Here is a 12,967-nt window from a genome sequence, read left to right on the forward strand (position 1 = left end):
CGTACTCCGATCGCCGTACATTCGTGTGAAGATCGGGCAAAGAACCCCTACTTGTGAGTACGGCGTTACGCTCCGGCGCCGTCCGCCCGCTGCCGCTGCGTGATCAGCGCCGCCGCCGGGGCCAGGCCCCGTCCCTGGAGCTCCTGTTCACCCACCGGCATGTCGTCGCGCAGCAGGTTCTCGGGGACGAGAACCGCGGCCGTGACACCCCCGTTCGGCGACGCGCGCAGCTCGACGCGCAACCCCTGCCGCTCACGCAGCCGGTTCACCACGAACAGGCCGATCTGCTTGGCGTCGAGGAGGTCGACCTTCTCGGACTGGAGCTTGCGGTTGGCGTCGGCGAGGGCGTCCTCGTTCATGCCGAACCCGCTGTCCTCGACCTCGATGAGGAGCCCTTCGCGCATCCGGGCGGCGCGCAGTTGCACCTTGGTGCTCGGCGGGGAGAACGCCGTGGCGTTCTCGACCAGTTCGGCGAGGAGATGGATGACGTCGGCGACCGAGCCGCCCACCAGCGACACCCTCGGCACCGCCCAGATCTGCACGCGCTGCGCGTTCTCGATCTCGGCAACGGCCGCGCGCAGCACGTCCGCCAGCGCGATCGGGTCCCGCCAGCCACGCCCCGGCGCGATGCCGGACAGGATCAGCAGGCTCTCGGAGTGCCGGCGCATCCGGGTCGCGAGGTAGTCGACGCGGTACAGGTCCTGCAGCTCCGCCGGATCGTGCTGCCGTTGCGCCATCCCCGCCAGGAGGTCCAGCTGACGGTGCAGCAGCACCTGGCTGCGGCGCGCCAGGCTGACGTACACCCCGGAGATCCCGCTCAGCAGCTCGGCCCGCTCGCTCGCGGCCTTCAGCGCCGCCCGCTGCACCGCCGTGAGCGCGGTGCCGACCTGGGCCAGCTCATCGCCGACCAGTCGCCGCATGGGCGCCTCGGCGTCGATGTCGACGCCCTGTCCGGCGTGCAGCTTGCGCATGGCCTGGGGCAGACGCCGGCCGGCCACCTCCAGGGCGTCGTTGCGCAGGTCGAGGAGCTCGACGATGAGGCCGCGGCCGACGAGCACGGAGACCAGCAGCGACAGCAGCACGCCCACCAGGCCGAGGACCACCGCCACGCCCGAGGCGCCGAGGGTGTCCCAGCCGAACGGGTCGGCCTGCGCGGTGGCCCCCGTTCCGGCCGCCGTCTCGGCCTCGGTCAGCTCCTTCAGCACACCGGAGACCGCCGTGTCCCAGCCCGCGACCGAACCGGCCGTCACGGCCGCCGCCCCGGCCCCGGCATCCCGCACCCGGTTCTCGACGGCCCGCACGCGCGCGTACCCGTCGCCGTCCAGGACCTCCTGATACGCCGCCCGGTGTGCCGCCTTCAAATCGGCCACCGCAGGCTCCAGCAGCTCACGTTGGGTGGCGACGGCCCCCACGAACAGGGCGTACTCCCTCTCGCTCAGCGACCCGCGCGCGTCGGCGGCGGCCAGCAGCGCGTGTTCCCGCGCCAACGCCTCCCGTGCGCGGGCGAGTTCGAGCACCACGCGCGCCTCGGACGCGGCGTCGGTGCCCTGGTCGCCGGTGAGGGCGCCGGTGACGGCGAAGGCGTGCTCGATGATCGCCGAGTACGCGGTGTACGCGGCCGAGGGCGCCCCCGCCTTCTTCGCGGTCGCCTCGGCGCGCGGCTTCGCCAGCCCCTCGGCGTCGGCCTCCAGGCGCTCGATGCGCCCGGGCAGGCTCGCGTCGAGGAGGGCGGCGTCGGAGCTGGCGGCGTTGATGCCGTCGAGCAGGGCGGTGGCGGCCTTGTCGGTGGCCTGGCGGGCCTTGGCGAAGGCCTCCGGGGCCGTCGTGTACCGCATCGCGGCGGTCCGTTCGGCCTGCACGACGGTGACGAAGGCGCCGAGAGGGGTGAGGAGTTCGGCGTTGACGTCCTTGGCGCGCTCGGTGTCGCCGATGCTGGAGGCGGTCGTCACGGCGGCGAAGCCCCACAGCGCCATGAGGGACACGATGGGCAGCATCAGCAGGGAGACGATCTTCGCCCGCACCGATCTGGGGCGCAGCCGGGCGGAGGTACGGCGGGGGACGCGCATGAGGGGACCTCGTTCGACCTGGGTCGGGGGAGAAGCTCGGGGGTACGGGGAGCCGTCAGGCGGTGGTGAGTTCGACCTCGCGGAGCAACTGTGCCGCGGCGGCCGACTCGTGGCGCTTGCCGGTCGGGGACAGCGCGACGTACGCGGCGGCGAGGAAGAGGAACGAGCCGAGCAGCACGGCCAGCGGGAAGATGAACTCCGTGGCGGTGGCGCCGGGCAGGGCCGCGCTGCTGGGCGCGAGGGAGATGTCCACGGCGTACATCGCGGTGTAGTGCATGCTGCTGACGGCGAGCCCCATGACGAGTGCTGCGGCGGTCGCCAGCACCGGTCCGCGCACGATGAGCGTGAGGGTCAGCGCGGCGGTCGCGGCGACGACGGCGATCGCGACCGAGGCGATGACGAGCATCGGGTCGTAGTCGACCGCGCCGTGGAGGTTGAGCGCGGCCATGCCGGTGTAGTGCATGGCGGCGACGCCGAGTCCGGTGCCGAGGCCGCCGAGGAGGACCGACATCACGCGTGAGCGGCCGTATCCGGCGGTGAAGACGCCGGCCGCGACCACGGCGACGGCCATCAGCAGGCTCAGCACGGTGATCGGGACGTCGAAGCGGATCGGGGTGCCGTCGACGCTGAAACCCATCATCGCGATGAAGTGCATGGTCCAGATGCCGGAGCCGATGGCGAGCGAGGCGAGCAGCAGCCAGTTCCGCTTGGAGGCGCCGTCCGCTTCAAGTGCCCTGACGGTGCAGCGCAGTCCGAGCGCCGAGCCGACGCAGGCCATCGCGTAGGACAGGACGGGGGTGACCCATCCCGCGCTGAAGTGGTCCATGTGCCCCATGGGAGCTCCTCAGGAGTACCACCGGTAACAGACGACCGGGGGTGGCTGATAATGCCACCCCTCACTGAGGAGCAGATCACCCGAAAGGGATCACGAAACCCCAATGGTGAACATTAAATTAGTGTGGCGTGCCTTACACCCTTCCCCCCTCACCCGCACATTTACGCAGGCCAGAGGGGACTCACCGGCTGATCACCGTGGCCCCCGGCACGGGTCCGGATGCCGTACGCACCAGCCGGCAGGTCCCCGACGACCGTAGAGTTTCAGCCACCTTCGCCGCCGACTCGGGGTCGCGGGCGAGGAACGCCGTCGTCGGGCCCGAGCCGGAGACCAGCGCCGTGAGCGCGCCCGCCGCACGGCCGGCGGCGAGGGTGTCGGCGAGCTCCGGGAAGAGGGAGAGGGCGGCGGGCTGCAGGTCGTTGGAGACGGCGGCGGCGAGCGCGTCGGGGTCGCCCTTCGCGAGGGCGTCGAGGAGCGGCTCGGAGGCGACCGGCTCCGGGATGTCCGTGCCCTCGCCGAGCCGGTCGAACTCACGGAACACGGCGGGGGTGGACAGACCCCGGTCGGCCATGGCGAAGACCCAGTGGAAGTCGCCGCCCACGTCGAGCGTCCGGAGCTTCTCCCCCCGCCCGGTGCCGAGGGCCGCCCCGCCCACCAGGCTGAACGGCACGTCGCTGCCCAACTCGGCGCAGATGTCGAGGAGTTCCTCGCGGGAGACATGCGTACCCCACAGGGCGTCGCAGGCCAGGAGCGCGCCCGCGCCGTCCGCGCTGCCGCCCGCCATGCCGCCGGCGACCGGGATGTCCTTGGCGATGTGGAGGTGCACGGCCGGGTCGATCCCCCGGCGCTCGGCGAGCGCGATCGCCGCCCGTGCCGCCAGGTTCGTGACATCGAGCGGGACCTGGTCGGCGTCCGGCCCCACGCAGGTCACGCGCAGTTCCCCGGCCGGGGCCACGGTGACCTCGTCGTACAGGCCGACCGCGAGAAAGACGTTGGCCAGGTCATGGAATCCGTCGGGGCGGGCGGCGCCCACCGCGAGCTGGACGTTGACCTTGGCGGGGACACGTACGGTGACGCTCGCGCTCACTTACTCGGACTCCTTGTCCCGGCCGGCGGCTTCCTTGTGCTCCGCGATACGCACGAACTCCTCGACCGTCAGCGCCTCTCCACGCGCCTGCGGCGAGACCCCGGCCGCGACGAGCGCCGCCTCGGCCGCCGCCGCCGAACCCGCCCACCCGGCGAGCGCGGCCCGCAGCGTCTTGCGGCGCTGGGCGAAGGCGGCGTCGATGACGGCGAAGACCTCACGCCGCGAGGCGGTGGTCTTGATCGGCTCGGTGCGCCGGGTCAACGCCACCAGCCCGCTGTCGACGTTCGGCGCGGGCCAGAAGACATTGCGCCCGATGGCACCGGCCCGCTTGACCTCGGCGTACCAGTTGGCCTTCACGGACGGCACGCCGTACACCTTCGAGCCGGGCGCGGCGGCCAGGCGGTCGGCGACCTCCGACTGCACCATGACGAGGGTCCGTTCGATGCTCGGGAAGGTCTCGAGCATGTGCAGGAGCACGGGGACGGCCACGTTGTACGGCAGGTTCGCGACCAGGGCGGTGGGCGGCGGGCCCGGCAGCTCGGCGACGTGCATCGCGTCGGTGTGCACCAGCGCGAAACGGTCGGCGCGCTCCGGCATGCGGGCCGCGATGGTCGCGGGGAGCGCGGCGGCCAGTACGTCGTCGATCTCGACGGCGGTGACGCGGTCGGCCACCTCCAGCAGGGCGAGGGTGAGCGAGCCGAGCCCCGGGCCGACCTCGACGACCACGTCGTCGGGGCGGACCTCCGCGGTGCGGACGATACGGCGGACCGTGTTCGCGTCGATCACGAAGTTCTGGCCGCGCTGTTTGGTCGGGCGCACACCGAGGGCGGCCGCCAGTTCACGGATGTCGGCGGGGCCCAGCAGGGCGTCGGGGGTGGGGCTGCTCACCCGACAAGGGTACGGGGCCCCGCCGGGCGCGATCGCACCAGCGCAGCCGACCCCGCAGCCGACCCCGGCGGCCGGCGGTCACCCGTGCAACCGCGCCCCGCAGTGCGGCCAGGGACTCGCCCCCTGCCGCACGTACAGCTTCTTCGCCCGCAGCGTCTGTTCCGCCGCCGGCGCGTCCTGCGGCCGCCCCTTCCCGCCGAGGTTCCGCCAGGTCTGCGTGTCGAACTGGTACAGCCCGCCATACGTCCCCGACGAGTCCACCGCGTCCGCCCGCCCCCCGGACTCGCACGCCGCCAGACCCTCCCAGTTCAGGTCGCCCGCGCCCTGCACGGACGTCGGCAACGGCTTCGTCCCCACCTTCACCACCTGCGTCCGCGGCTCGCGCACCACCTCGGACCGGAGCCGCCGCGGCTTCTGCCGGACGCCGTTGACGGTGCGCAGCGAGTACGTGGTCCGCCGCAGCCCCGGCTGCCCCGCCCGCTCGACGACCTCCGTGCCCTTGAACACCGAGGGGTCGTCGATCCGCTCCACGGCGAATGGGATCGCCTCGTCACGGATCTCCTTGCGGCCGGTGATCCTCAGGACCGTGACCGTCTGGCCGTCGCGCGGAAAGCTCTCGTGCGGCACGGACGTGGTGTCCTGCCCGCGCAGAGTGACGCCGGCCTGCTCGACCACCTCGCCCACGGTCGCCGCGTTGGTACGGATCGTGCGCGCCCGGCCGTCCGCCATGACCGTCACCGCGCGTTCGGTGCGCACATCCAGCGCGAGCCCCTCGCGCCCGATACGCCGGGAGCGCGACGTCGACAGATACGCCCCCTCCGCGCGCACCCCCAACTGCTTGAGCGCCGCCTCGACCGTGCGCGCGGTCGTCCACACCTCGCGCCGCTGCCCGTCGAGCGTGAGCCGCACGGGGCGCCCGTAGTGCACCTCGACCTCGTCACCGTTGGTGAGCGCCGCACCGGGACCGGGCGCCACCACGTCGTGCGCCCCCACCTCCACGCCCTCCTCGGCCAGCAGTTCGGTGACGTCGTCCGCGAAGGTGTGCATCTCGCGCGGCTCGCCGTCGACGGTCAGCTCGATCGCCTTGTCCTTGGCGACGAAGGCGGTCGTGCCGCCCGCGAGGAACGCGACGACCAGCGCCTGCGGCACGAGTCGGCGCATGGGCCCGTCCACCCGCTCGGCGGCTCGAGCCCGGTGCCGGCGCGCGGCTCGTCGACCACGCCGGGGGCGCACCACGGGCACGGGCGCCGCGGCTTCGGAGGCCTCGTACGCGGGGCGGTACGTGTCCTCGTAGGCCTCGTAGTCCACGTGACCCACGTAGTCCGCGTAGTGATCGGCGTAGTCCGCGTAATCCCCGCGATTCCCCTGATCCCCTTGGTGACCTTGGCTGCCATGGCCCCCGTAGCCACCGTGCTGGCCATAGCCGGCGTACACCCCGTACACAGGTCCATACGTGTCCGTACGCGTCTGGTACGCCCCCGGCACCCCGTATGCCAGCGTCTGAGCGCTGTACGGGTCGAAGCCGCCGTACGCCGGGGGCTCGTGCACGGGGCTCGGGCCATACGTCTCGAACTGCGCGTTGCTCACGACGACACGCTCCAGCGGAGGAGTCCGGATCCGGATCGGGCCCACAGAAAGTAGCGGAGGGGTGGTGACTCTCCAAAGCGAACCGACTACACATCGTGACGAGCGTTGGGGGCGCGGACCGGGCGAGCGTTATCCGCCGGTTATCGGTCAGTAGCCGAAGGCATGTGCCGTGTTCGAGCCGAGGGCCGCCGCCAGCACGTCCTCCTCGATCCCCCGTACGGCCGCCATGGCGCGCACCGTGATCGGAATGAGATACGGCGCGTTGGGCCGTCCGCGGTACGGCGCCGGCGTGAGGAAGGGCGCGTCGGTCTCCACGAGGAGCAGCTCCAGCGGGGCCACCGCCACCGCGTCCCGCAGGTTCTGGGCGTTCTTGAAGGTGACGTTGCCGGCGAAGGACATGTAGTAGCCGGCGCGGGCGCACACCTGGGCCATCTCGGCGTCGCCGGAGTAGCAGTGGAAGACGGTCCGCTCGGGGGCGCCCTCCTCCTTCAGCACCCGCAGCACATCCGCGTGAGCCTCGCGGTCGTGGATGACCAGGGCCTTGCCGTGCCGCTTGGCGATCTCGATGTGGGCGCGGAAGGACGCCTCCTGCGCCTCCTTGCCCTCGGGCCCGGTGCGGAAGTAGTCGAGGCCGGTCTCGCCGACGCCCTTCACCTGGGGGAGCGCGGCGAGGCGGTCGATCTCCGCGAGCGCCTCGTCGAGCGCCTGGGCGCCTCCGGGTTCGCGCGCGCCCTGCCGGGACCAGCCGTCGGGGTCCCCGTGCACGATGCGCGGAGCCTCGTTCGGGTGCAGGGCGACGGTCGCGTGCACGGCGTCGTACCGCGCCGCCGTCTCGGCCGCCCACCGCGAGCCGCGTACGTCACAGCCCACCTGCACGACCGTCGTCACCCCGACCGACGCCGCCTTCGCCAGGCCCTCCTCCACCGTGCCGGACTGCATGTCGAGGTGGGTGTGGGAGTCGGCGACCGGCACCCGGAGCGGTTCCGGGAAGGGCGGGGCGGCGTGCTTGTCGGCGGCGTTCGAAGGCATACCCCGATCCTACGAAAGGGGTATGCCTTCCCTGCCGGCGCTCGGCCTCGCCCGGCGCCCGGTCTCAGCCGACGCCCCGTCTCAGCCGGCCTCGACTCAGCTCGCCTTGCGGTGGAAGACGTGCAGGAGATCGGACAGATGCCAGTGATGGTCCGTCCCGGCCGCCGACTCCGACCCCGACTCCGGTGTCCGCTTCGCCTGCCGGGGGATCGACCGCTCGGGGTGCAGGGAGTTCTGCACGGAGGACACCTGCCCGGGCCGCATGATGCGGACGACGTGGTTGTCGCAGTTCTGACACGTGGGCCGGCTCAACGGAGACGGAACCACCTGGCCATCGGCCACATACAGGACGAACTCACGGCCGTCACCGTCTATGTGGTGCTCTATCTCGTACGACTGCTCCCAACCGTGCCCGCACCTCATGCAGGCGAAGGAATACGACTCGTGGACGACGGCGGTCGCGGCGCTGCGAAGGCTCGTGGTCTGCTGTGCGATCTCGCTCATGCCAGCTCCTGTGGTCCGCTGGTGGGACGGGTTGCGTCCCTTCGACCAGTGGACTCCTCCGCGGGAGCGAACGCACGCCATCTGTCCAGTGTTGGCGCCGACTTGGACGTTCCTTGCCGAAAGGGCCGACTCCCTTTACCCCCGCATGGGGCGCCCGCTCAGCCGAGATACGCCCTGCTCACACGGTATTTCACGCCCCCGCGTTCTTGGCCGCCACGACGGCGTCGAAGACCTCCCGCTTCGGCACCCCGGCCTCCACCGCCACCGCCGCGATGGCCTCCTTGCGCCGCTCCCCCGCCTCTTCCCGCACGCGAACCCGCCGCACGAGCTCCTCGGCGCCGACCTCCTCGGCCCCCTTCTCGGGCGCGCCCTCGACCACGACCGTGATCTCCCCGCGCACCCCCTGCGCCGCCCAGGCCGCGAGCTCGCCGAGCCCGCCCCGCCTGACCTCCTCGTACGTCTTGGTCAGCTCCCGGCACACGGCGGCCCGCCGCTCGGCGCCGAACGCCTCGGCCATCGCGGCGAGCGTGTCGTCGAGCCGGTGCGGGGCCTCGAAGTAGACGAGCGTGCGCCGCTCCTCGGCTGCCTCCCGCAGACGCGACATCCGCTCCCCCGCCTTGCGCGGCAGGAAGCCCTCGAAGCAGAACCGGTCGACGGGCAGCCCGGACAGCGCGAGCGCGGTGAGCACGGCGGACGGCCCCGGTACGGCGGTGACGCGGATGTCCTTCTCGACGGCCGCGGCGACCAGCCGGTACCCGGGATCCGACACCGACGGCATCCCCGCGTCGGTCACCAGCAGCACACGCGAGCCCTCGAGGAGCGCCTCGACGAGCTCGGGCGTACGAGCCGACTCGTTGCCCTCGAAGTACGACACGACGCGCCCGGCCGGCTGCACGCCCAGCGCCTGGGTCAGGCGCCGCAGCCGCCGGGTGTCCTCGGCGGCGACCACGTCCGCGCCGGCCAGCTCCTCGGCGAGCCGGGGCGGGGCGTCCTTGATGTCGCCGATGGGGGTGCCTGCCAAAACAAGGGTTCCTGTCACGTTTCCATCCTCGCAGGGCGCATCCACGGGACTCCCACAGACGTGTTCCCTACGATGGCGCGGTGACCAGTACCGCGTCCTCCACGGACACCCGGCAGGGCCAGGCGACCCACGAGCAGCAGCCGTCGTGGCAGCAGCGGCTGCGCCGATTCGGCTACACGGCGACGCCCAGAAGCGACGTACGCGACCGGCTCGTGCCGCCGTATGTCCAGCCCAGCCCGCGGATGTGGCAGTTCCTCGGCGTCTCGCGGCCGCTCGCCGAGCGGATCGCGCGCTGGTCCGGCTGGGTCGGTCCGCTGCTGGTGACGCTGCTCGCGGGAGTGCTGCGGTTCTGGAACCTGGGCAGCCCGAAGAAGGTGATATTCGACGAGACGTACTACGCCAAGGACGCCTGGGCGCTCGTCCACCGCGGCTTCGAGGTCAACTGGGACAAGAACGCCAACGACCTGGTCCTGTCGACGAACGGTCACGTCCCGATCCCCACGGACGCGGCGTACGTCGTGCATCCGCCGGTCGGCAAGTACGTCATCGGGCTCGGCGAGCTGATGTTCGGATTCAACCCGTTCGGCTGGCGGTTCATGACGGCGCTGCTGGGCACCCTGGCCGTCCTGATGCTGTGCCGCATCGGCCGCCGGATCTTCCGCTCCACCTTCCTCGGCTGCCTCGCCGGCGGGCTGATGGCGGTGGACGGGCTGGCCTTCGTGATGGCCCGCACCTCGCTGCTCGACGGGGTGCTGATGTTCTTCGTGCTGGCGGCGTTCGGCTGCCTCGTCCTCGACCGGGACCGGGCACGCGCGAAACTCGCGGCCGCGCTGCCGGCCGACGCCGACGGCCGGGTCCGCCCCGACGCGCACACCGCCGAGACCCTGTTCCTCGGATGGCGCCCTTGGCGCTGGCTGGCGGGCCTGATGCTGGGCCTGGCCTTCGGCACCAAGTGGAACGCCCTGTACTTCATGATCGCGTTCGGCCTGATGACGGTGCTCTGGGACGTCGGCGCCCGCAAGGTCGCCGGTGCCCGCCACCCGTACACGGCGGTCCTCAAGCGCGACCTGGGACTCGCCTTCCTGGCGACCGTGCCGGTGGTGACCGCCACGTACCTCCTGTCGTGGACCGGCTGGATCCTCTCGCCCACGGACGGCAGCGGCGGCTACTACCGCGACTGGGCGAGCGCCGACGGCCGCACCAGCAGCTGGTCGTGGCTGTTCCCCGACTGGTGGCTCAGCCTGTGGCACTACGAGCACCAGGTGTACGAGTTCCACGTCGGCCTGTCGTCCCCGCACACCTACCAGTCCAACCCGTGGAGCTGGATCGTCGACGGCCGCCCGGTGTCGTTCTTCTACGAGTCCCCCCTGCCCGGCAAGGACGGCTGCCCCGCCGACGCGGGCGAGAAGTGCGCGCGCGAGGTCCTGGCGATCGGCACGCCGCTGCTGTGGTGGGTGGCGGCCTTCGCCCTCCTGTACATCCTGTGGCGCTGGCTGTTCCGCCGCGACTGGCGAGCGGGCGCCATCGCCTGCGGCGTCGCGGCCGGCTACCTCCCCTGGTTCCTCTACCAGGAACGCACCATCTTCTTCTTCTACGCCGTCGTCTTCCTCCCCTTCCTCTGCCTGGCCGTGGCCATGCTCCTCGGCGCGATCATCGGCCCGCCGGGCGCCGGCGAGACCCGCCGGGTGGCGGGGGCGACGGGCGCGGGCGTCCTGGTGCTGCTGATCGCCTGGAACTTCATCTACTTCTGGCCGATCTACACGGGCACGGCGATCCCGATCGACGACTGGCGGTCGCGGATGTGGCTGGACACATGGGTCTAGCTTGCGTAACAGGAGCAGGCGCTGATCGTTCACCGAGCATGAACGCAACCAAACGGACACTTGCTGTCATTGCCCTCACCGGAGCAGCGGTCATGTCGGCCGTCACCGTCGCCGCCGCCGACACCCGCGACTCGCAGCCCCCGCAGACGTCCACGAACCTGGTGTACCCGTACTCGGCCGCCTACCCGCCGGGCGTCCTCCCCCTGGCGGCTGCTCCCGCGGCCGCCATCCTCGGTTTCGTCAGCCCCTTCGGCGTCCTCTGAGGACCGTCTCCCGCTGAGCGCCGCGGCAGGCCGACCGGGCCGGCCGCGGCGCTCAGTCGTATCCGCGGTATCCGGACGGGCGCTCTTCGGTCACTCCATCGCCACAAAAGCGGCCAAGAAAAGAAAACTCCTTCCACAGGCTTCCCTCACGCCACTTACAGTGCGGATGACTGAAACGGGGAGGGGACGTATGTCCAAGGGGGTCAAGGCTGCCGTCATAGGCGGGGTGTTCGCCGTGATGGTGGGTGGGGCCGGGTACGGCGCGTACAACATCATGTCCGCGTTGAACGGCGGCGGGGCGACGGGGCAGGGCGGTGCGCCGGCGCCGGTGCGGTCCGGGCCGCCGAGCGGGGACGAGGTCGAGGAGACCACGGCGAAGTTCTTCGCGGCCTGGGAGAAGGGGCAGGCGACGCGGGCGGCGTCGTACACGAACAACGACACGGCCGCGAAGGCCGTGCTCACCTCCTACGGCGACGCCGCGCACATCACCGGCGTGAAGATCACGCCCGGCAGGACCAAGGGCGCCACCGTGCCGTACACGGTGCAGGCCAAGGTGTCCTACGGCGGGAAGTCCAAGGCCCTCAGCTACAGAAGTGAGCTCACCGTCGTGCGCGGGCTCACCACCGGGCGGGCCCTCGTCGACTGGCAACCGACCGTGATCCACCCGGAGTTGAAGAGGGACGACACCCTCGTCACCGGCGAGGCGGCGAGCCCGCCCATCGAGGCCGTCGACCGTAACGGCACCGTGCTGACGAAGGAGAAGTACCCCTCGCTGGGCCCGATCCTGGACACGCTGCGGGAGCGGTACGGCAGCAAGGCCGGCGGCTCGCCCGGTGTCGAGCTGGCGATACGGCACGCCGACGAGTCGCCGGACACCTCGCTGCTGACCCTCGCGAAGGGCAGACCCGGCAAGCTGGAGACGACGCTCAGCGCGGGCGTGCAGGCGGCGGCCGAGCAGGCGGTGAAGCGGTACGACCAGTCCTCGGTCGTGGCACTCAAGCCGAGCACCGGCGAGGTGCTGGCGGTGGCCAACCACCGGGACGACGCCTTCAACGCGGCCTTCGAGGGCAAGGTCGCCCCGGGCTCCACGATGAAGATCATCACTGCGGCGATGCTCATCGACAACGGCGTGACCTCGATGAACGGCCCGGCGCCCTGTCCGCCGACCGCCACCTGGCAGAGCCAGACCTTCAAGAACCTCACGGGCCTGGAGCCGAACGAGACCGCGAGCGCCACCCTCGCAGGCGGCTTCATGCGCTCCTGCAACACGGCCTTCATCAAGCTCGTCGACGAGGAGCCGCTCACCGACGCCTCGCTGACCCAGGAGGCCGAGGAGCGGTTCGGGATCGGCCGCGACTGGAAGACCGGCATCACGTCCGTCGACGGCAGCGTCCCCGCCTCCGGCGGCCCGGACCGCGCGGCCAACGCCATCGGCCAGGGCCAGGTCCAGATGAACCCGCTGAACATGGCCTCGGTGACGGCCACGGCGATCACGGGCGAGTTCCGGCAGCCGTATCTGGTCTCGCCCGAGCTCGACAACCGCCAACTGGCCACCGCCGAGGGGCTGCGGGCGGGCACCGCCGCCCAGCTGAAGCAGATGATGCGGCTGACCGCGACCACCGCCCCGGGCACCGCCGTGCAGGTCATGTCGGGGCTCGGCGGCGACATCGGCGCCAAGACCGGTTCCGCCGAGATCGACGGCAAGGCCACCTCCGACAGCTGGTTCACCGGCTTCCGCAATGATGTGGCGGCCGCGGCCCTGTCCCAGCAGGGCGGCCACGGCGGCGACGCGGCCGGGCCGATTGTCGCAGCCGTGCTACGAGCGTCCGGCTGAACTCATCCCCCGTGGCACGGGACTCTAGGG

General features: G+C 71.7%; 11 protein-coding genes. 3 read left to right on the plus strand and 8 right to left on the minus strand.

Annotation, left to right across the window (positions count from 1 at the left end; genetic code table 11):
- Positions 1-65: 65 nt before the first annotated feature.
- The 8 genes from ACTMVF_RS06990 to rsmI form a co-directional block, all read right to left on the minus strand.
- The gene (locus tag ACTMVF_RS06990) at positions 66-2,066 is read right to left on the minus strand and encodes a sensor histidine kinase (protein WP_441270050.1); all 2,001 of its coding nucleotides are present in this window, start codon (positions 2,064-2,066) and stop codon (positions 66-68) included.
- A gap of 55 nt (positions 2,067-2,121) precedes the next feature.
- Complete coding sequence (locus ACTMVF_RS06995; RefSeq protein WP_441270051.1) at positions 2,122-2,901, minus strand: MHYT domain-containing protein; 780 nt, start codon at positions 2,899-2,901, stop codon at positions 2,122-2,124.
- 181 nt (positions 2,902-3,082) lie between these two features.
- Positions 3,083-3,988 carry a 4-(cytidine 5'-diphospho)-2-C-methyl-D-erythritol kinase gene (locus ACTMVF_RS07000; protein WP_441270052.1) on the minus strand — a complete coding sequence of 302 codons (906 nt, stop codon included), beginning with the start codon at positions 3,986-3,988 and terminating at the stop codon, positions 3,083-3,085.
- Positions 3,989-4,876, minus strand: coding sequence for a 16S rRNA (adenine(1518)-N(6)/adenine(1519)-N(6))-dimethyltransferase RsmA (gene rsmA / locus ACTMVF_RS07005; RefSeq protein WP_441270053.1), 888 nt, complete (start codon positions 4,874-4,876; stop codon positions 3,989-3,991).
- 78 nt (positions 4,877-4,954) lie between these two features.
- Positions 4,955-6,463, minus strand: a complete 1,509-nt coding sequence (locus ACTMVF_RS07010; RefSeq protein ID WP_441270054.1) for a ubiquitin-like domain-containing protein — start codon at positions 6,461-6,463, stop codon at positions 4,955-4,957.
- Positions 6,464-6,610: 147 nt separating this feature from the next.
- Positions 6,611-7,492 (minus strand): TatD family hydrolase, encoded by an 882-nt coding sequence (locus ACTMVF_RS07015; RefSeq protein WP_441270055.1) that lies wholly within the window; start codon positions 7,490-7,492, stop codon positions 6,611-6,613.
- A gap of 96 nt (positions 7,493-7,588) precedes the next feature.
- On the minus strand, positions 7,589-7,996 hold the full coding sequence (locus ACTMVF_RS07020; RefSeq protein WP_441270056.1) for a hypothetical protein: 408 nt from the start codon (positions 7,994-7,996) through the stop codon (positions 7,589-7,591).
- Between the two features lie 190 nt (positions 7,997-8,186).
- Positions 8,187-9,035, minus strand: a complete 849-nt coding sequence (rsmI, locus tag ACTMVF_RS07025) for a 16S rRNA (cytidine(1402)-2'-O)-methyltransferase (RefSeq protein WP_441270057.1) — start codon at positions 9,033-9,035, stop codon at positions 8,187-8,189.
- A 62-nt stretch (positions 9,036-9,097) separates the two neighbouring features.
- Between rsmI and ACTMVF_RS07030 the strand changes: the two genes are divergently transcribed.
- From ACTMVF_RS07030 to ACTMVF_RS07040, 3 genes are all read left to right on the plus strand, one after another.
- On the plus strand, positions 9,098-10,840 hold the full coding sequence (locus tag ACTMVF_RS07030; protein WP_441270058.1) for a dolichyl-phosphate-mannose--protein mannosyltransferase: 1,743 nt from the start codon (positions 9,098-9,100) through the stop codon (positions 10,838-10,840).
- Between the two features lie 92 nt (positions 10,841-10,932).
- Complete coding sequence (locus ACTMVF_RS07035) at positions 10,933-11,103, plus strand: hypothetical protein (protein WP_441270059.1); 171 nt, start codon at positions 10,933-10,935, stop codon at positions 11,101-11,103.
- A 190-nt stretch (positions 11,104-11,293) separates the two neighbouring features.
- Positions 11,294-12,937 (plus strand): penicillin-binding transpeptidase domain-containing protein, encoded by a 1,644-nt coding sequence (locus ACTMVF_RS07040; RefSeq protein ID WP_441270060.1) that lies wholly within the window; start codon positions 11,294-11,296, stop codon positions 12,935-12,937.
- The last annotated feature ends 30 nt before the right edge of the window (positions 12,938-12,967 follow it).

This window comes from Streptomyces sp. SD31, from assembly GCF_052068475.1.
Lineage (GTDB): Bacteria > Actinomycetota > Actinomycetes > Streptomycetales > Streptomycetaceae > Streptomyces.